18 protein-coding genes and 2 tRNA genes are annotated in these 19,366 nt (G+C 57.4%); 6 read left to right on the forward strand and 14 right to left on the reverse strand.

What is annotated here, in order from left to right; translation table 11 throughout:
* Nucleotides 1-159: 159 nt before the first annotated feature.
* The 4 genes from C5L39_RS04690 to C5L39_RS04705 all read right to left on the reverse strand — a co-directional run bounded on the left by C5L39_RS04690 (nucleotide 160) and on the right by C5L39_RS04705 (nucleotide 5,984).
* Nucleotides 160-573, reverse strand: coding sequence for a DUF4233 domain-containing protein (locus C5L39_RS04690; RefSeq protein ID WP_123047686.1), 414 nt, complete (start codon nucleotides 571-573; stop codon nucleotides 160-162).
* On the reverse strand, nucleotides 570-2,132 hold the full coding sequence (gene folC, locus C5L39_RS04695; RefSeq protein WP_123047687.1) for a bifunctional tetrahydrofolate synthase/dihydrofolate synthase: 1,563 nt from the start codon (nucleotides 2,130-2,132) through the stop codon (nucleotides 570-572). The genes C5L39_RS04690 and folC overlap by 4 nt, the downstream gene beginning before the upstream one ends.
* Nucleotides 2,129-4,831 (reverse strand): valine--tRNA ligase, encoded by a 2,703-nt coding sequence (locus tag C5L39_RS04700; RefSeq protein WP_123047688.1) that lies wholly within the window; start codon nucleotides 4,829-4,831, stop codon nucleotides 2,129-2,131. The genes folC and C5L39_RS04700 overlap by 4 nt, the downstream gene beginning before the upstream one ends.
* A 175-nt stretch (nucleotides 4,832-5,006) precedes the next feature.
* Complete coding sequence (locus C5L39_RS04705) at nucleotides 5,007-5,984, reverse strand: malate dehydrogenase (RefSeq protein ID WP_123047689.1); 978 nt, start codon at nucleotides 5,982-5,984, stop codon at nucleotides 5,007-5,009.
* A gap of 433 nt (nucleotides 5,985-6,417) precedes the next feature.
* On the opposite strand from C5L39_RS04705, the gene C5L39_RS04710 reads away from it, so the two are divergent.
* The 5 genes from C5L39_RS04710 (at nucleotide 6,418) to C5L39_RS04730 (ending at nucleotide 10,663) form a co-directional block, all read left to right on the forward strand.
* Nucleotides 6,418-7,167 carry a TetR/AcrR family transcriptional regulator gene (locus tag C5L39_RS04710; protein ID WP_123047690.1) on the forward strand — a complete coding sequence of 250 codons (750 nt, stop codon included), beginning with the start codon at nucleotides 6,418-6,420 and terminating at the stop codon, nucleotides 7,165-7,167.
* Nucleotides 7,168-7,272: 105 nt separating this feature from the next.
* Complete coding sequence (locus tag C5L39_RS04715; protein WP_123047835.1) at nucleotides 7,273-8,667, forward strand: MBL fold metallo-hydrolase; 1,395 nt, start codon at nucleotides 7,273-7,275, stop codon at nucleotides 8,665-8,667.
* 116 nt (nucleotides 8,668-8,783) lie between these two features.
* Complete coding sequence (locus tag C5L39_RS04720; protein WP_123047691.1) at nucleotides 8,784-9,389, forward strand: rhodanese-like domain-containing protein; 606 nt, start codon at nucleotides 8,784-8,786, stop codon at nucleotides 9,387-9,389.
* A 68-nt stretch (nucleotides 9,390-9,457) separates the two neighbouring features.
* A complete protein-coding gene (locus C5L39_RS04725) occupies nucleotides 9,458-10,348 on the forward strand; it encodes a sulfite exporter TauE/SafE family protein (RefSeq protein WP_123047692.1) in 891 nt (296 codons plus the stop codon).
* Between the two features lie 6 nt (nucleotides 10,349-10,354).
* A complete protein-coding gene (locus C5L39_RS04730) occupies nucleotides 10,355-10,663 on the forward strand; it encodes a metal-sensitive transcriptional regulator (RefSeq protein WP_123047693.1) in 309 nt (102 codons plus the stop codon).
* 97 nt (nucleotides 10,664-10,760) lie between these two features.
* Here the strand turns inward: C5L39_RS04730 and clpX are convergent, their stop codons facing one another.
* Nucleotides 10,761-12,044 carry an ATP-dependent Clp protease ATP-binding subunit ClpX gene (clpX, locus tag C5L39_RS04735; RefSeq protein ID WP_123047694.1) on the reverse strand — a complete coding sequence of 428 codons (1,284 nt, stop codon included), beginning with the start codon at nucleotides 12,042-12,044 and terminating at the stop codon, nucleotides 10,761-10,763.
* A 113-nt stretch (nucleotides 12,045-12,157) separates the two neighbouring features.
* Between clpX and C5L39_RS04740 the strand changes: the two genes are divergently transcribed.
* Nucleotides 12,158-13,546: a cryptochrome/photolyase family protein gene (locus C5L39_RS04740; RefSeq protein ID WP_123047695.1), complete on the forward strand. Its 1,389-nt coding sequence runs from the start codon at nucleotides 12,158-12,160 to the stop codon at nucleotides 13,544-13,546.
* A gap of 150 nt (nucleotides 13,547-13,696) precedes the next feature.
* Here C5L39_RS04740 and C5L39_RS04745 read toward each other — a convergent pair whose 3' ends face one another.
* The 9 genes from C5L39_RS04745 to C5L39_RS04785 form a co-directional block, all read right to left on the reverse strand.
* Nucleotides 13,697-14,008 carry a thioredoxin family protein gene (locus tag C5L39_RS04745; protein WP_245974874.1) on the reverse strand — a complete coding sequence of 104 codons (312 nt, stop codon included), beginning with the start codon at nucleotides 14,006-14,008 and terminating at the stop codon, nucleotides 13,697-13,699.
* Between the two features lie 10 nt (nucleotides 14,009-14,018).
* Nucleotides 14,019-15,071, reverse strand: coding sequence for a permease (locus tag C5L39_RS04750; protein ID WP_123047696.1), 1,053 nt, complete (start codon nucleotides 15,069-15,071; stop codon nucleotides 14,019-14,021).
* 14 nt (nucleotides 15,072-15,085) lie between these two features.
* On the reverse strand, nucleotides 15,086-15,418 hold the full coding sequence (locus C5L39_RS04755; protein WP_123047697.1) for an ArsR/SmtB family transcription factor: 333 nt from the start codon (nucleotides 15,416-15,418) through the stop codon (nucleotides 15,086-15,088).
* An 84-nt stretch (nucleotides 15,419-15,502) separates the two neighbouring features.
* Nucleotides 15,503-15,748 (reverse strand): muconolactone Delta-isomerase family protein, encoded by a 246-nt coding sequence (locus tag C5L39_RS04760; protein ID WP_126268728.1) that lies wholly within the window; start codon nucleotides 15,746-15,748, stop codon nucleotides 15,503-15,505.
* A gap of 254 nt (nucleotides 15,749-16,002) precedes the next feature.
* Complete coding sequence (locus C5L39_RS04765) at nucleotides 16,003-16,629, reverse strand: ATP-dependent Clp protease proteolytic subunit (RefSeq protein ID WP_123047699.1); 627 nt, start codon at nucleotides 16,627-16,629, stop codon at nucleotides 16,003-16,005.
* A gap of 23 nt (nucleotides 16,630-16,652) precedes the next feature.
* The gene (locus tag C5L39_RS04770; RefSeq protein WP_123047700.1) at nucleotides 16,653-17,252 is read right to left on the reverse strand and encodes an ATP-dependent Clp protease proteolytic subunit; all 600 of its coding nucleotides are present in this window, start codon (nucleotides 17,250-17,252) and stop codon (nucleotides 16,653-16,655) included.
* A 201-nt stretch (nucleotides 17,253-17,453) separates the two neighbouring features.
* On the reverse strand, nucleotides 17,454-18,812 hold the full coding sequence (tig, locus tag C5L39_RS04775; RefSeq protein WP_123047701.1) for a trigger factor: 1,359 nt from the start codon (nucleotides 18,810-18,812) through the stop codon (nucleotides 17,454-17,456).
* 67 nt (nucleotides 18,813-18,879) lie between these two features.
* Nucleotides 18,880-18,953, reverse strand: a tRNA-Pro gene (locus C5L39_RS04780).
* Between the two features lie 276 nt (nucleotides 18,954-19,229).
* A tRNA-Gly gene (locus C5L39_RS04785) sits at nucleotides 19,230-19,304 on the reverse strand.
* Nucleotides 19,305-19,366: the final 62 nt, after the last annotated feature.

Raw genomic sequence — 19,366 nt, forward strand, 5'->3', positions numbered from 1 at the left:
AACCGCAGCGCCAACAACCACGTCGCGCTCGAACGGTCAGCCGCACCGCACCAAACGCCCCGCACCCCACTAACCAGCCCACAACCGCAGCGCCAACAACCACCCACTACCCACAAGCATGAAAAAACCCGCCCGAAGGCGGGTTTGCTACCAAACAAGCTACAGGTGCTGGGTGACCAGCAGTCCGCGCTTCATTCTGGCGATCAGGGATGAGCGCAGGTGCAGCAGATACCACCAGACGATGACGAAGATAACTCCGATGATTCCCACGGAGGGATGAACAAAGACACCCGCCAGGACGAATACCTGCAGAACCAGGTTCACTGGCAGGGCCCATCGCAAGCGCTGAAGGAAAGCCATAAAGAAGTGAGCAGTACCCAGCGCGGTGATGTACACCCAGTTGAAGGTGGTCCAGTATTCACCGTTGTCCACTCGGAGGACCACGGTCAACGCCAACCAAATAGTGATGGCTTCGAGCACCAAAGTGCCTGCCATGACACCCCGGATACCTTTCATCGGGTCCTTGGCTGGGTCGTGGCCGGAGCCAAGCGGGCCGAGATCGGTATCGGTCATGAGGGTTCCTTTCCGAAGAGGGTTCGTGCCTCACCTGCGGTGACTACCGAACCGGTAACCACAACGCCTGCGCCCGATTGGATATCGGCGTCTTCGGCGAGTTCGACCGCCTGAGCGTAGGCGCTAGGCAGGCTCTCTTCCACATGGACGCGCTCTTCACCGAAGATGTCGCGAGCATATTCTGCCAGCTCATAAGCGTCAAGCGCTCGCGGGCTGGAGTTTTGGGTGCAGATTACCTCGGACAGATAGGGCTCCAGTGCTCGGAGGATTCCCACTGCATCTTTATCGCCGAGAACCCCGATTACTCCGACCAAGCGGCTGAAGGAGAAATCTCGCTCTAGGGCCTCGCCGAGTGCCTTGGCCCCGTGCGGATTATGGGCGGCGTCGATAAAGGTTGACGGTGAGGTGCGCACTCGTTCGAGCCGTCCAGGCGAGGTGACCTGCGCAAAGCCAGTCCGCACGCTGGCGATGTCGAGAGTTCGTCCGCTGCCAGCGCCGAAGAATGCTTCGACTGCAGCCAATGCCACCGCGGCGTTGCGGGCTTGGTGTTCACCGGACAGGGGCAAGAAGATGTCCTCATATTCGCCACCGAGACCACGGATCGACAGCTGCTGGCCACCGACTGCCACGCGAGACTCGATGACGCCAAACTCGGAACCTGCGCGTGCCACGGCAGCGTCGACGCTGACAGCCTGTTCCAGAATGATCTTCATGGCAGCTGGGTCTTGTTCGGCTACCACTGCGACGTTATCGGGCGGGGTCAGCAGATCTTCGGCATCCCAGCGGGACTTGATGATGCCAGCCTTTTCAGTGGCAATCTCTTCGATGGTCTCGCCGAGGTATTCGGTGTGGTCGAGACCAACGGGCATGACTACTGCAACGTCTGAGGAAATGACGTTAGTGGCATCCCAGGTTCCGCCCATGCCGACTTCGACGACGGCGACGTCGACGGGGGCGTCGGCAAACGCGGCATAAGCGATGCCAGTAAGAACTTCGAACTTAGACATCCGGCCGAGCTTGGTGTCGACCAGTTCTACATAGGGCTGGATCTCGCGCCAGACGCGAACATAGTCGCGGGGATGGATGGGGCGACCGTCGATACCAATTCGTTCAGTAACTAGCTGCAGATGCGGGCTGGTGGTGCGGCCCGTCCGTCGATGGAAGGCACGCAGAAGCGACTCGATCATCCGCACAGTGGAGGTCTTGCCGTTGGTACCTGCGACATGGATCGCCGGGTAGGAGCGCTGGGGAGAGCCAAGCAGGTCCATGAGCAGCTCGATGCGCTCGAGCGAAGGATCAATTTTGGTTTCTGGCCAGCGAGTATCTAGTTCAGCTTCCACAGCTGCAAGCTCGGCTAGATCCTCTGGTGCGATCTCGATATCCGCAGGCTTTTCAGTCTCGCCTAAATCTAGGTTGAGCGTCAGCCCAGCTTCGTTGAGCTCGGCAATTCCGACGCCCTCTTCCGGGGAAACGAGGCTGTCGAGGTCTTCTAGATCTTCGTCATCAGCGGCGGAGTCCAAAATTAACTCCGCTTCGTCGCGTTGTTCATTCTTGCTCATGCCAGTGCCTCCAGACGAGCGGTGATCCGCTCAACTTCTTCGCGAGCAACTTGCTGGCGGTGACTAATCTTATCGACGACCGCGTCCGGGGCCTTCGCCAAAAATGCCTCGTTGCCAAGCTTCTTTGCGGTGGTCACCAGCTCCTTTTCCGCCACGGCCAGGTCCTTTTCCAATCGCTTCCGCTCGGCGGCAACATCCACGGTGCTGGAGGTATCTAGTGCCACGGTGATGGTGGCCTTAGATAGTCGAAGTTCGATGGACGCGGACTCGGTGAAGCCTTCGGCAGGCACCTCGAGCTTCGCCATCGACCTGACCAGATTTTCTTGGCCGACTAGATCGGCGGCAGAGAAATCAATAGCTGCCGGAACCTTCTGGGAGGGCTTGACTCCTTGATCCGCACGGAAGCGGCGGATTTCGGTAATCAGCTTCTCGGCATCTTCGATGCGTCCGCGGGCGGTCTCATCAGTGGCCACTGCCCCATTGGTTTCTTCCGCACTCGGCCAGCTGGAAAGCACAATGGTGTCTTTCTCCGTCAGGGCTTTCCACAGCACTTCGGTGACAAACGGCATCGTTGGGTGCAGCAGTCGCAGCAGGACATCAAGCACGCGGCCGAGAACCAGCTGAGTGTTGCGGCCTTCTTGGCTGTAACCTTCGCGCGGGATCTGGGTCTTGGTGATCTCTAAGTACCAGTCACAAACCTCATCCCAGGCGAAGTGATAGAGCTCTTCGTTAGCCTTGGCGAACTGGTAGTTATCCAGGTAGGCGTCAACCTTGGCACGGGTCTCTTCGAGGCGATCCAAGATCCAGCGGTCGGCGTCAGTGAGTTCTTCGCGGGCAGGTAGCTCCCCGGTCTCGGCGCCGTTCATCAAAGCAAAACGAGTGGCGTTGAACAATTTGGTGGCGAAATTACGGGAGGACTGCGCCGCATCTTCGCCAACCGGCAGGTCGACGCCTGGGTTGGCACCACGTGCCAGGGTAAAACGCAGGGCATCGGCGCCAAAGTTCTCAACCCAGTCCATCGGGTTAATACCGTTGCCCAGTGACTTCGACATCTTGCGGCCATGTTCGTCGCGGACCAGGCCATGCAGGAAGAGATTCTCAAATGGAACCTGCGGACGACCATCAGGACCTGTGCCGAGGATCTCTGGGGTGACTTTGGCGGCGAAGGTGCCAAACATCATCATCCGGGCTACCCAGAAAAACAAGATGTCATAGGCGGTCACTAGTACGGTCGTGGGATAGAATTTTGCCAGCTCAGGAGTATTATCCGGCCATCCCATCGTGGAAAATGGCCATAAGGCGGAGGAGAACCACGTGTCCAGAACATCTGGGTCCTGGGTATATCCCTCGGGTGCCTGCTCATCGGGGCCGACGCAGATGACATCGCCTTCAGGACCGTAGAAAATCGGGATGCGGTGGCCCCACCACAGCTGCCGGGAAATCGTCCAATCGTGCATGTTGTCGACCCAGTCGAAGTAGCGCGGTTCCATGCTCTCCGGATGAATCTCAGTATCGTCTTCGCGGATGGCGTCTCCAGCCATAGCCGCCAGTTCTTCTACCTTGACAAACCACTGCAAAGATAGCCGCGGCTCGATGGCTTCACCAGAACGCTCAGAGTGGCCGACGGAGTGAACATAGGGACGAATCTCCTTGACGATGCGACCTTGCTTGGCCAATTCTTCACGCACGGCGACTCGGGCTTCTTCACGGGTAAGCCCATCAAATTGGGTACCGGTGTCACTAATACGACCTGTGGTGTCCATGATCGTGGGCATATCCAGATCGTGGCGCAGACCCAGTGCATAGTCATTGGGGTCATGGGCCGGGGTGATCTTGACTGCTCCGGAACCAAACTCTGGGTCAACGTAGTCATCGGCGACCACGCGCAAGCTCAGATCATCTCGGAACGGGTGCGGCAAGACGGTGCCCACCAGATCGGCGTAGCGCTCATCATCTGGGTGGACAGCCACCGCGACATCGCCAAGCATGGTCTCCACGCGAGTGGTGGCGACGATGACATGCGGCTCATCATCATTGAGAGAGCCGTAACGCATCGAGACGAGCTCGCCTTCGACATCTTGGTAGACGACCTCAATATCGGAGACCGCAGTTTCGAGAACTGGCGACCAGTTGACTAGGCGATTAGCTCGGTAGACTAGGCCACGGTCGAACAATTCCTTGAAGATCGTCTGGACGGCGCGGGATAGTCCTTCGTCGAGGGTGAAGCGCTCGCGGGACCAATCCACGGAATCGCCGATGGCGCGCATCTGATCGGTGATGGTGCCACCGTACTGCTTCTTCCATTCCCAGACCTTGGCAATGAACTCCTCACGACCATAGTCATAGCGATCCTTGCCCTCGGTCTCCCGGAGCATGGTCTCAACTTTGGTCTGCGTAGCGATGCCCGCGTGATCCATCCCTGGCAGCCACAACACCTCAAATCCCTGCATGCGTTTACGACGCACGAGGGAGTCCATGAGGGTGTGGTCCAACGCATGGCCCATGTGTAGTTGGCCAGTCACATTCGGTGGGGGCAAGACGATGGAATAAGCCGGCTTATCCGAATCTGGATCGGCGGTGAAATAGCCGGCGTCGACCCATCCTTGGTAAATGTCGGCCTCCACAGCCTGGGGATCCCAGGACTTCGGAAGTGCGTCGCTACGGTTGCTGCCCATTCTCTGCTCAGTCACGCGCCCCATCTTAGCCGTCTGGGATTTCTTGGCCGTAGCTGACTGCACCTCACCGAAAATGGGGTGAAATGAGCATGGGACGGGACCCAACCATTGCTGGAGATCCCGTCCCACACTGCCTCTGAAAATCATCCACTCTCCCCCGAGGACTTATCAGGGGAATGGTTCTGGAAATTCGAAAGGGTTAGCCCAGCAGGTTAGCGACAGCTGCGCGCTCAGCCTTGAGCTCTTCAACATTGGCAGCAATGCGCTGACGCTGGAAATCATTGATTTCCAGGCCCTGGACAATTTCCCAGGCGCCATCACGAGCGACCGTCGGCAGGCCAGCGATGAGACCTTCGTCGACGCCGTAGGAACCATCGGAAACAACTGCAGCGGTGGACCAGCTCTCGGTGCCCTGGATCCAATCCCGCATGTGATCAACCGCAGCTGATGCTGCGGAAGCAGCGGAGGAGCTGCCACGGACCTCGATGATCTCGGAGCCACGCTTGGCTACCCGCGGAATGAACTCATTGACATACCAATCATGATCGATCTGATCGATGATCGGCGCGCCATTGACAGTGGCATAGGTGATATCCGGGAACTGGGTAGCAGAGTGATTACCCCAAACCACGAGGTTCTCGAACTCATAAGAAGCGACACCAAGCTTGTCAGCCAACTGCGACAGCGCACGGTTATGGTCCAAACGCATCATGGCGGTGAATCGCTCAGCGGGAACATCCGGTGCAGAATGCTGTGCGATCAGGGCGTTGGTGTTGGCCGGGTTGCCCACGACCAGAACACGGATGTCATCAGCGGCGTTGTCATTGATCGCACGGCCCTGGGGGCCGAAGATCCGACCGTTATTGGCCAGCAAATCCGCGCGCTCTTCACCCTTGCCACGAGGTTTTGCCCCGACGAGGAAAGCTGCGTTGGCGCCATCGAAAGCTACTGCGGCATCATCGGTGACAGTGGCCTCAGTCAGAAGCGGGAAAGCGGAGTCCGTCAGCTCCATGACCACGCCTTCCGCTGCTCGAACTCCAGCGGGGATTTCCAACAGGCGCAGGCGGATCGGAACGTCCTTACCGTAGACGTCTCCGTTAGCGATGCGCCACAGCATCGAGTAGGCGATCTGACCGGCTCCGCCGGTGACTGTGATGGTCCTGGGTTCAACGCTCATATAAGACGCCCCTTCAAATTTTCCCGCGTCCGGGATCAGCCGGTTTCCGCCGAGAATAGTTTCCAATTGCACGGTCTAGACACTGCGCCAGCGATCGTCCGGACAGTTGCCTTCTTTGTTGATCATACCGGCATTGAACTGCCATCGTCAGTGTCTAAGCGGTCCTGTATTTCGACTTTGCCAACCCGACCGAGGAAACGGCCACCGCCTCTTTCGGGCGGCCCTATCTGTGCGAGGTAGATCTCACCTACTTCATCAATTACCCCCACTTCACCCCTACCGCCTTGCGATCGCCCAAATTATCTACCCCATCCGGGGCAAAGGACCCACATAAATCCACCCCTAGAGCCAATCTCGGGCACGATTGCAAGAGTACGGTTCGGTTTTACGTCTGATTTGATTCCACGGCGTCGTGGTCACGGAAGGATCACCCATGAGCAACAGTGTCGAGACCATCGGTCCTGGTGGAAGTATCCAGCCAGATGAGGTGATCGATGTCGCTATCGTGGAGTTTTCTCGACACGGGTTTGACAACACAAAATTGGAAACAATCGCTCGAATCTCCGGCATGTCTAAGCGGATGATCCATTACCACTTCAGCGATAAAAAGGGCCTCTACCTACGCGCGCTAAACAAAAGCCTCACCAGACTGCAACCTAGCCCTGCAGACATGGAGCCAGAAACCTCCGTTCCGGTGGATGGAATGCGCAAGATCGTCAAATCAGTATTCCGTAGCATCGCCGCACACCAGACTGAACTATGGCTCATCTTGCTTGAGAACACCCATCACCACATTGATCCAGCGGACCTGAGTATTTCTGAAGACAATCCGGCAGTCCCGCTGCAGCTAGATAGGTTACTGATCCTCGGCCAAGACTCTGGAGTGTTTCGGCCAGGAATCTCCACCCAAGATATTTACATGCTCATCGCTTCCTTGGCCTGCTATCGTCTGGCGTTCCACGACACCACGGAGCGCTTCTACGAGATTGACATGATGAGCGAAGCCAACACCGCTGGCCTAGAGCGCATGGCGGTTGACACAACGTTGGCATTTTTAACCTCAACGATGTCCAGCCAAGGCGGCATGAGCTACCTCGCTCTAGATTCCACTCCGGAGATCGAAAGCGGCAGCGACAGCGTCTACGGAATTGGCGAAGAGGACCTCTCAGACCCCATCACTTAGCCTCCCCCAGCCGACAGCGCACCAAATCTTCACCCAGCCCTTGTATACCCCTAGAGGTATATGGCACAGTGGGTTCCACTAGCCACCAACAAGGGAGAAGCTGACATGCTGCTGCAACGCATTTATGACGAAGACCTTGCCCACGCCAGCTACCTCATCGGCTGCCAAGCCAAAGGGCAGGCTGTGGTCGTTGACCCTCGGCGCGATATCGACGAATACCTCGCTCTCGCAGCTCACCACGGTATGGAAATCGTGGCGGTCACCGAGACCCACATCCACGCCGACTACCTTTCCGGCACCCGTGAACTAGCCGCTGCTACCGGCGCCACGACTTATCTGTCAGGGGATGGCGATGAAGACTGGCAGTACGGCTTCGAAGGCGAACGCCTCCACGACGGTGAGAGCTTCCAGATCGGCAACATTGTTATCCAAGCCCGGCATACCCCGGGTCATACTCCCGAGCACCTCGCCTTCCTCATCACCGACGGCGCATTCACCGATGAGCCCGGATACTTGCTCTCTGGCGATTTCGTCTTCTCCGGCGACCTCGGCCGACCGGATCTGCTCGATGAGGCTGCCGGCGGCGTCGATACGCGCTTTATTGGAGCTAAGCAACTCTTTGCCAGCCTGCGCGATGTCTTCCTAGCACTCCCCGATCACGTCCAGGTTTTCCCCGCACACGGTGCTGGTAGCGCCTGCGGCAAAGCACTGGGAGCGCTGCCCTCGACTACCGTCGGCTACGAGCGCAAGTTCGCTTGGTGGGGCAAATACCTGGCGGCCAACGACGAGCAAGGCTTCATCGATGAGCTCCTCGAGGGCCAACCCGATGCGCATGCTTACTTCGGCCGGATGAAGCGCCAAAACAAGCAGGGCCCAGCCATCCTTGGCTACCCGCTAGCGCAGCTGACCAACGTGGAAAATGGCAAGCTCGCCGAGCAAATTATCGCTGACGAGGTGATCTTTGTTGATACCCGTTCCCAAGATGAGGTCCACGCAGGAACCGTCGCCGGATCTGTCAACGTCCCGGGCGTCGAAAAGTCTGCTTCCTACGGTGCCTGGGTCTACGATCCAGAAGCCGAAAACACTCCGCTGGTTCTGCTCAGCGAAGATGAAGCCGAAGCCAACGAATTCCGTGCCCACCTCATACGCGTAGGAATCGATACCGTCGCAGGCTTCACTACCGACCTCAACGGCCTACCGATGGTCACTCCGGAGATGATCGAACCCGCCGAATTGGAGGGTTACCCGCGCGCACTTCTGCTTGATGTTCGCAACAAGACGGAATACGCCGAAGGGCATATCCCCGGCGCGCAACAGCTCAGCGGAGGCCGCGTCCTGTGGAATCTCGATCAGCTGCCCGACGAAGGCACCATCGTGACCTACTGCCAAAGTGGCGTGCGCAATAGCGTCGCCGCCTCCGCGCTACGCCGCAAAGGCTACGAGGTCATCGAGCTCGAAGACAGCTACCTCGGATGGACCGCTTACCAGAATCAGCGCTAGCCCAAGCACGGTCACTTGATACCCCACCACCTCGGGGTCAAGTGGCCGCAATTGAGCGCATACACTCCGTCGCACCATCCCCGTGACCTCGCTAAATTAAGGACCACCCAGCCTTCATGAGTAACACAACCACCATCACTGCGCTCGAGCCAACCGAGCTCATGGAAAGAATCTCCGCTAACGACAACCTCGTGCTTATCGACGTCCGTTCCCGCGCGGAGTTCGAATCGGCCCACATCCGTGGCGCCTACAATGTCCCGCTGTCGTTGGTCGCCGAGCATGCCCAAGAGTTCGCAGCCCGTCTAGATAGCAATGTGGTCTTGGTCTGCCAGTCCGGAACCCGCGCAGCGCAGGCCAGAGAACGGCTGAGTACTGCTGGACTCGATACCGCCAGCGTGCTCCTCGGCGGCACGGCTGCCTACCAAGAAGCTGGCGGCGATGTCGTTTATGGCAAACACCGCTGGCAGATGGAACGCCAAGTTCGAATGGCCGCTGGTTCGCTAGTCCTGGCTGGTTTTATCGGCTCCCGCACTATTGCTCGACCGATCGGATATCTTTCTGCCGCAGTTGGATGTGGCCTGACGTTCTCGGCGCTCAGCGATTCCTGCGCCATGGCTCAAGTGCTCTCGCGGATGCCGTGGAACCGCGGTTCTGTGACCCCCACCCTGGAATCGACCATCAACAACATCTCGACGGCCACTGGCACTGTGAAGCTGGCCTGAGGGACATTCACTCACCCGTCGGCCCCGGTAAGCTCCCCGGCTGACCCAATCTGGACAGGACATCACTCATGGACCTCACGCTCATCGTGGTCATGATTCTTGCCGTGGTTGTCGGACTCTCCCTGGGATTACTCGGAGGCGGCGGCTCCATCCTCACCGTTCCCCTACTCACCTATGTGGCTGGTATGGACGCCAAGGAAGCTATCGCGGCCTCCCTTTTCGTGGTCGGCACCACCTCAGTGGTTAGTACCTTTGCGCATGCCCGAAAGGGAAATGTGCAGTGGCGCACCGGACTGATTTTCGGCGCAGCCGGCATGGCTGGCGCCTTCCTCGGCGGTCTCGTCGGCGGGTTTATCCCGGGGGTGATTCTCATGATTGCCTTTGCCGTCATGATGATCGCCACCGCTTTGGCCATGCTCAGGGGGCGCAAAGGCGGATCGGGTGAGCAAGACGTAGCAAAGCACCTTCCGTTGGGAAAGATCCTCATTGAGGGCCTCATCGTCGGCTTAGTAACCGGTCTCGTTGGCGCGGGCGGCGGATTCTTGGTTGTTCCTGCGCTGGCGTTGCTTGGCGGGCTGAGCATGCCGGTGGCAGTGGGTACCTCGCTATTAGTCATCGCCATGAAGTCCTTTGCTGGGCTCGGCGGCTACCTCACCTCAGTCAGTCTCGACTGGCCATTGGTACTAGGAGTCACTGGGATGGCGCTCATCGGCGCACTCATTGGTGCGCGCCTGACCTCCGTGGTTCCCGAGGCTGCGCTCCGCAAGGGCTTCGGTGTCTTCGTCTTGGTGATGGGTATATTTGTCCTTTCTCAAGAACTGCCCGCACCCTTCGGATTGATTATCGCCGGAGTAGCAGTGGTACTGGCAGTGGCCGGATGGCTGTGCCGCCAAGCCGGGCCGCGCTGCCCAATACCAGCGCTGCGCCCAGCTCCAACCTCGGCGATACCGGCCACGTGATCACTCATGACTATCAGCAGTGACCAGCGAAAGATCATCAATCGTCTCAAGCGTGCCCGCGGACAACTCGACGCGGTAATCAACACCATGGAAAACGAAAAATCCTGCCAAGAGGTCGTGCCCTTGCTCTCCGCAGTGACCGCGGCGCTCAATCGAGCAGGCTACGCAGTCGTCTTAGATGCCATGAAGACCTGCCTCATGGAACCTAGTAACCACGAAGAGGACAGCCCCGAGGGCGCCTCAGAGGATTCAGCTAGCCAGCGCAAACAGTTGAGCGTCACAGAACTAGAGCAGCTATTTCTCTCGTTGACTTAAAGAGAGTGAAAACTCGCCTTGTCAGTAGGCGACAGAGAACCCGTTACCTTGAAAACTATTCAAGGCAACGGGTTCTTTAGCGATTGAAAGAGCGCTACTAGGCGGTCTTTTCAGCTTCCTCATTGAGCACGAACGTCGGCTCCGCATCGCCGCGAATGACATCGCCGGTGATGACGACCTCAGCGACGTCGTCACGATCGGGGATGTCGTACATCACTGGAACCAACAGCTCCTCCATGATCGCGCGGAGGCCTCGGGCACCGGTACCCCGCGACAGAGCCTTCTCAGCGATAACGTCGAGGGAGTCCTCCGAGAATGTCAGCACTACTCCGTCTAGCTCGAAAAGCCTCTGATACTGCCTGACCAAGGAGTTGCGTGGCTCAGTGAGCACCCGAACAAGAGATTCCCGGTCAAGGTTGTCGACGGTGGCCACGACGGGCAGACGACCGATGAATTCAGGGATCAAGCCAAATTTGACCAAGTCTTCGGGACGGACCTGAGCGAAGAGATCCACCTTCTCACGATCCGAAGCGGACTCAATCTCGGAGCCGAAACCGATTCCCTTTTTTCCAACCCGTTCAGCGACAACCTTTTCTAGGCCGGCGAAAGCACCAGCAACAATGAACAAGATATTGGAAGTATCGAGCTGGATGAACTCTTGGTTGGGATGCTTGCGCCCACCCTGCGGCGGAATCGAAGCGGTCGTTCCCTCCAAGATCTTCAGCAGCGCCTGCTGTACGCCTTCACCAGAAACATCTCTAGTAATCGAGGGGTTATCAGACTTACGGGAAATCTTGTCTACCTCATCGACGTAGATGATCCCGCGCTGAGCCCGCTGCACATCAAAATCAGCAGCTTGAAGCAGCTTGAGCAGAATATTCTCCACGTCTTCTCCGACATAGCCAGCCTCGGTCAAGGAAGTGGCATCGGCGATCGCGAACGGAACATCAAGCATGCGTGCCAGTGTCTGCGCGAGGTAGGTTTTTCCCGAACCAGTGGGGCCGAGCAGGAGAATATTGGACTTGGCCAGTTCAATATCTTCGGACTTAACCTTGCGCGGGCTGGCCTCAGTCGTGTCACTGACGCGGATGCGCTTGTAGTGGTTATAGACCGCGACCGCCAAGATGCGTTTAGCTTTGCTCTGGCCAATGACGTAATTATCCAGGAAAGAAGAAATCTCCGAAGGGCGAGGAAGCTTATCTTCCTGCCTTTCGGCGGTCTCAGCAGCACCGAGTTCTTCCTCAATAATCTCATTGCACAGCTCGATGCACTCATCACAGATGTACACACCGCCGCCGGCGATGAGCTTTTTCACCTGCTTCTGGCTCTTCCCGCAGAAAGAACACTTGAGCAGATCGGCGCTTTCTTGCATTCTTGCCATAAGGTAATTCGTTCTCGCTTCGGAGTTGAGGACTAGCGGGAGTGACTCAACTCTAGTATTCCTCCGCGCTCGAGGGCGACTCCCCCTAGCGTCGGCTCCCGTACGCTAGGCCCATGGTATCCCCGATCTTGGTCTGGTTCCGAGATGACCTGCGCCTGCACGATCACGCAGCCCTGAGTTGGGCTGCCGAGCGTGGCCCAGTCGTGGGTTTTGTCATCGATGAAGACCCGAAAATCACTGGCACCCGTGGCCTAGGCGCAGCATCAAGATGGTGGCGTGAAAGAAGCCTCAAGGCTTTGGCGGATCAGCTTGCTTCAGCTGATGTCCCACTGCTTCGACTCAGCGGCGATCCCCTGGTGGAAATTCCCCGGCTGATAGCTGAGACTGGAGCCTCGGCGGTGACCTGGCATCGCCGCTATCACGCACCGCTGTGTGAGCACGACGCTGCTATCAAAACCCGGTTGACTGCAGAGGGAGTGCTCGCCAAAAGCCATCCCGGCTATCTATTGACAGAACCGCACCAAGTGAAAACTGGACAGAACACCCCTTATCGGGTGTTTACTCCGTTCTCCCGCAAGGCAACCCAGCTTTTCGACGCCTCCCCTTCCCTTCCTGTTCCACCCAATCTCTCTGGGCCCGGCGCACAACCCTGGCCGGAGCCTGCCGCTGTCTTCTGGGCATCGGGATTGGCCAAGACGTGGCAGCCTGGTGAGGCTGGCGCTCGGCTAAGGGCAGCGGATTTCTCCACTCGCGGTGCAGGATACGCCGAAGGTCGCGATCTGCCTGCGGTCAATGCCACCAGCGGGCTTTCTCCGCACCTGCGCTTTGGCGAGATTAGTCCGCGTGAATTATGGGAATTGGCAGCCGAGTTACCGGAGGCTGATGGCCTCCGCTTCCGCGCCGAATTGCTCTGGCGTGATTTCGCCTGGCACCGACTATTCCACCTACCCGATCTAGCGACTCATAATGTTCGGAGCAGTTTCGATGCCTTCCCGTGGAAATGGCAGGAAGGCGAGTTGGAACGTGCTTCCGCGGGGATGCGCGACCCACGTCGTTCCGCGGATGGAACAGAAAGCTGGCTATCGGATCTCGGCGATTGGCGTTCCGGTACTACGGGCATTGAATTGGTAGATGCCGGTATGCGGGAGCTCTGGCAGACCGGCACGATGCACAACCGAGTGCGGATGGTGGTGGCATCATTGTTGACCAAAAATCTAGGCATTCATTGGCGCCACGGTGAGGAATGGTTCTGGGAGACCCTGGTCGACGCCGACGCCGCTTCCAACCCGTTCAACTGGCAATGGGTGGCTGGCTGTGGCGATGACGCCGCCCCTTATTTTCGGATCTTTAATCCGGCGACCCAACAAAAGCGTTTTGATCCTGAGGGTCAATACTGCAACCACTGGGTCCCAGAACGTCTCACTCCCAATTATCCCCTACCGATGGTGGATCTCAAGGACTCCAGAGCAATGGCATTAGCCGCCTATGAGCAGGTCAAATAGGGAGGAAATAGTGGGATGGGCCCGCCGTCGACGCCGGTGCAAGTCTCTGCTTCCTCGTTTAGCAGCGACTTATAATCGGCACCTAAAACGCTTTAACAGCCCCCAACATCGAGCTCACGTTGAGCACAATGGCAGACAATCCCACTCAAATCACAGTTTCTGCTGCAGCAATTGCTTAGCCTCTGTGGCGTCTAGGACTTTGCCATAGCTCACCACTGCCTCATCGATCACCAGCGCTGGCGTGCTCATTACTGAGTAGGCGGCGATCTGTGCGTAGTCGGTGACATGGTCGATGACTTCCTCACTCCCGAGTTCCAAAAGTGCCTGCTGTACCGAGGCCTCCAGCGCCACGCATTTGCGGCACCCCGGGCCGAGGATTTTCACACGCGCGTCGCTTGCCGCAGGTGCGGACATTCCGATTTTGAAGGTCTCTTTTTTCTTTCCAAATAGTCCCATGATCATGGTCCCTTTCTTAGACGAGTAGATATTGCGTGAAGTTGAAGAAGTAGCCGACGATGATGATTCCGACTACACAGATGCTCACAAACACTGCGAGCAAGCGGCCAGAGATCACACGCTTGAGCATGATCATCGAGGGCAGGCTTAATGTGGTGGTGGCCATCATGAAGGCCAGGATCGTACCGAGCTGAGCCCCCTTGCCCAGTAGCGCTTCCGCTACCGGCAGGGTGCCGAAGATATCGGCGTACATCGGCACACCCAGCAGCGTCGCCATGACCACGCCGAAGGGATTGCCACTACCGAGCGCAGTCTCCACCCAACTTTGCGGGATCCAATTGTGGATCAGGGCGCCAATGCCGACGCCAATGAGGATATAAGGAATGACCGAAACGAAGGTCTCCTTCACCTGTTCGGTGGCATAGTCAACGCGCTCCTTGCGGCTCAGCTCCAGTTCCGTTTCCTCGACCAGCTCCGCGCCTGATCCACTACCCGGGGCCACTGGCTGGCGAATGCCAGGCGCCGCGAATTGGGCGATATGAGATTCCATCTTCAGCTTCTCGATGATCGTGCCACCGACGATCGCGATCACCAGACCGAGGATGACGTAGGCGAAGGCAATCTTGAATCCGAAGATGCTCGCCAGCAGCACCAAACTGGCTAAATCAACCATGGGTGAAGAGATGAGGAAGGAGAAGGTCACACCCAGCGGTAGACCTGCGGCGGAAAATCCCATGAAAATCGGGATCGATGAGCAAGAACAAAACGGGGTAATCGTGCCAAGCACAGCACCCACCGTATTGGCTTTAAGACCGTGGAAGCGGCTGAGTATTCGGCGGCTTCGCTCCGGCGGGAAGTAGCTTTGAAGATAGGAAACAGCGAAGATCAGCACACAGAGCAGGATAGAAATTTTGATCAGATCATAAATGAAGAACTGGAGACTCGCTCCGACCTGAGATTCTGGATCTAGACCCAGTGCAGCCAATCCATTCCCTACCAGGGTGTTCAACCAGGCCATGCCGAGAATTTGGTTCTGTAGGAAATCGAAGAACCCTGATGCCCAATTCATTTTCTCGCCCCGTGCTAAGAATCGCGGCAGGGAGATACTTCAACGGCAGCAGAAAGCTGACGCAATGGGTCCAATCCCTCCGGAATCACGGAGAAATGCGCCCACCTGCCGACTTGCTCGCGGGCGACTAAGCCGGCGTCGACAAGCTTTTTAACGTGATGGGAAAAGGTCGGCTGGCTGATGCCGAAAAGCTCAGGGGCCTTGCAAGCGCAGACCGTCGAACAGCAATTGTCGGCCAAATGCACATAGATATTCATGCGGACTGGATCGCCGAGCGCTTTGGCTATCTCCGCGCAGCGTTGCGTTTCCTCAGGAGTGAGAATCCGCGTTTCAGATACGTTGTTCATGAGGATGACACTACTCCACGTATTGATGTTTATCTATACGTTGGACCGGCCATGCATCACAGTCCGGTTTGTACGCGGTCGCTATTAGAAGGCTGCCAACGGCTCGATATTCACGGTCAGCCACGGATACAGCGGGAGTTCCACGATCAGCTCATGCGGATGCTCAGAGTTTACTACTGCCACTACCGACCAGCCGCCCACCAGCCGCCACAACTGAACCTCCGGCCAGCCCTCGACCGCCAATCGAGTGCGCTCAATCAGGTCCGCGCGAGCTTCCGGGTCCATCTCCGCGGGCAACTGTGCACTCAGACGAATCAACCACGTGCTCATCAGCTGTCCTTCGAACAGTTGGCCAGGCACCTAGACATACGTGTTTCCTCCAAATTTCTCAACGCGGGTGATAGTCCCAGGGTTGGATACTACTTGGCTGCTACCTCCCGGTTATTCGCACAGCACTTAGCGGCTACGAACAACCGTCTCAGTAGCTAACTGCGGTGCGACTAACCGCACCAGCAGTGGGCACTGGAGAAGTGGACATAAAAAAGAGGACACCCGAAGGTGTCCCCTAGTTTGAAAACTGACGGCTAGCCGTTGAGCTTCCGGTATTCGAAAACCTGGTCAATGATGCCGTATTCCTTAGCATCAGCAGCGACGAGAATCTTATCGCGGTCAGTATCTGTACGGATCTGTTCTTCGGTCTGGCCGGTGTGCTTAGACAGAGTGACTTCCATAAGCCGGCGCATGCGCTCGATCTCTGCGGCCTGGATCTCTAGGTCAGAAACCTGGCCCTGAGTGCCTTGAGTGGCTGGCTGGTGGATGAGCACGCGCGCATTCGGCAAAGCTGCACGCTTACCCTTCGCACCGGCAGCCAGCAGCACTGCAGCAGCAGAAGCAGCCTGGCCCAAGCAGACGGTCTGAACATCGGGACGCACGTACTGCATGGTGTCGTAGATGGCCATCAACGCGGTGAAAGAACCACCGGGCGAGTTGATGTACATCGTAATATCGCGGTCTGGGTCAAGTCCCTCAAGGACGAGCAGCTGAGCCATGATGTCATTGGCCGAGGTGTCATCGACCTGAGTACCCAGGAAGATAATGCGCTCTTCGAACAGCTTCGCGTACGGGTTGGTCTCTTTGGTGCCATAGGCCGACTGCTCAACAAACGACGGCAGCACGTACCGGGACTGCGGCATCTGGAATCCGTTGGTCATAATCTAAAGTCTCCTCAAAATTCCTAGTTGCTAATTGAGCCCTGTGCGTGGCCGATCACGTGATCGACGAGGCCATATTCCTTGGCTTGCTCAGCGGTGAACCAGCGGTCACGGTCGGAGTCTTTGGTGATCTGCTCAAAGCTCTGGCCGGTATGCTCAGCAATCAGACCCGCCATCTCACGCTTAGTGGCTGCGAACTGCTCAGCCTGGATAGCAATATCCGAGGCAGTTCCGCCCACACCGGCAGAGGGCTGGTGCATCATGATACGAGCGTGCGGCAGCGCGAAACGCTTGCCCTTAGTACCACCGGCAAGCAGGAACTGCCCCATAGAAGCAGCCAGGCCCATGCCATAGGTAGCGATATCGCACGGTGAGTACTTCATCGTGTCGTAGATCGCCATACCAGCGGTGACAGAACCGCCCGGTGAGTTGATGTAGAGCGAAATGTCGCGGGTCGGATCCTCAGCAGTCAGCAGGAGGATCTGCGCGCAGAGCTTGTTAGCGATCTCGTCATCGACCTGTTGTCCAAGGAAGATGATGCGCTCGCGCAGCAGGCGCTCGAACACCGAATCGCCCAGGTTCATGCCCGCCCCGGGGGAGGTCATCGTGATCTGGTCAGTCATTGAATCAAACTCCTGTAATTCTCGTTACGCCGATGACTTAAGGGTACTAGCGAAGGCAGAGAAATCTCACCTCTGTTCGCTATCAGCGTTTGCCCTCAGCTAGTTCTTTGGGCCGGAACACCCTGCTAATCGACGAACACCCCGGTCACCGTTCGCGCTCATCGCACGAGGTGATCCGGGGTGTTGCGGTCAAACCTAGTTTTAGGCTTCGCTTTCTTCAGCAGACTCTTCAGCCTGCTCTTCCTCACCGAAGAACTGAGTCGGGTCAACGTCGTTGCCCTCTTCGTCCTTGACGGAGACGCGGCAGATAGCTGCGGCAAGTGCCTTGCCACGACGCACATCAGCGAACAGGTTCGCGATCTGGCCGGACTGCTGCAGCTGGGAAACGAACTGGCTCGGATCCATGCCGTAGGACTGCGCGGTGAACAGGATATGGTCGGTGAGCTCCTGCTGGGAGACCTCCGGCTCTTCCTTCTCAGCGAGAACGTCGAGGAACAGCTGCGTGCGGACGGCCTCTTCGGCGTCCTTACGGGACTGTGCGTCGAACTCTTCACGGTTGGTGCCCTGGGACTCCAGGACCTGTGCCAGAGCGGCTTCGTCGTGATCTACCTGGCCCAGCAGAGAGTTGAGCTGGTTTTGAACCTGCTCCTCAACTACAGAGGACGGCAGTGCGAACTCGGTCTTGGCCAGTGCGGCCTTGAGGACCTCATCGCGGATAGCGGCGGCCTGCTCGCCCTTCTTGGACTCCTCGACCTGGCCGCGAGTTGCTTCACGCAGTTCCTCGGCAGTGTCGAACTCGGAGGCCAGCTGTGCGAACTCGTCGTCGAACTCAGGAAGCTTGCGCTCCTTGGTCTGCTTAACGAAGACGGAAACAGCAGCTTCCTGGCCCTCGTGCTCACCGGCAACGATCTTGGTAGTGAATTCTGCGGACTCATCGGTCTTCAGGCCGCGCAGTGCGGTGTCCAGACCGTCAATCAGGTCGCCCTGACCGATCTCATAAGACAGGCCCTCAGTGGTGGCCTCATCGACGATTTCGCCGTCGACGGTGGCCTTGAGATCAATAATGGCAAAGTCGCCGGTCTTAAGCTTGCGCTTGGTGTCCTTGAGCTCACCGAAGCGAGCACGGAGAGAATCAATTTCCTCGTCCACAGCAGCATCGTCAACCGCAATGGCCGGAACAGCAACGGAAAGCTCAGTGAAGTCCGGAACCTCGATCTCGGGGCGAACGTCAACCTCGGCGACGAACTCCACGAAGTCTTTGTCCTCGACCTGAGTAATATCAACGCTCGGCTGGCCGATGACCACGAGTTCATTGTCTTCGCAGGCCTGCTGGTAACGAGAAGGAAGCATGTCGTTGACGACCTGCTCCAGAATCGGGCCACGGCCATAACGAGCATCGATCAGCTGACGAGGAGCCTTACCCTTACGAAATCCGGGGAGGGACACCTGCTGAGCAATTGCGGCATATGCCTGGTCAATTTCCGACTCCAGCTCCGCAAAAGGAACATTGACGGTGAGCTTGACGCGGGTGTCGCTCAGCTTCTCGACGGAACTCTGCACGAGTTACTCTCCTGGATTCACATTGAAGGTTAATAAATATGAGACCACTTGGTGATGGTCTCCTACGTCGGGGCGACAGGATTTGAACCTGCGACCCCCTGCTCCCAAAGCAGGTGCGCTACCAAGCTGCGCCACGCCCCGTAGGTGTGTTTGAAGTGTAGCGACACACCCAGACATTAACCAACACTGGGGTAGCTAAGGAACAAAAACCCCTGTTCAAGCCATATAATCAACAGCCACCCCGCCATGCCATGGAGCTAAGCAATGTGCCACTCAGTGACATCGTTTTCCACCGGCTAGATCCCCGGGATCCACTGGCATTTCACAGCTGAGCAAATCCCCCACTCAACCATCGAGCATCAACAAAAAAGCCCCATCATCACATTCGCAAAGTGATGATGGGGCTCTGGAAAAAACTGGAGGGAATGACGGGAATCGAACCCGCGTCTTCAGCTTGGAAGGCTGAGGTATTAGCCACTATACGACATTCCCATGCTCGCGCCGGATCAGCTTAGCGCATATTCCGCGAAATAAAAAAACTGGAACTTTTCCGC

This window comes from Corynebacterium alimapuense, from assembly GCF_003716585.1.
GTDB lineage: Bacteria > Actinomycetota > Actinomycetes > Mycobacteriales > Mycobacteriaceae > Corynebacterium > Corynebacterium alimapuense.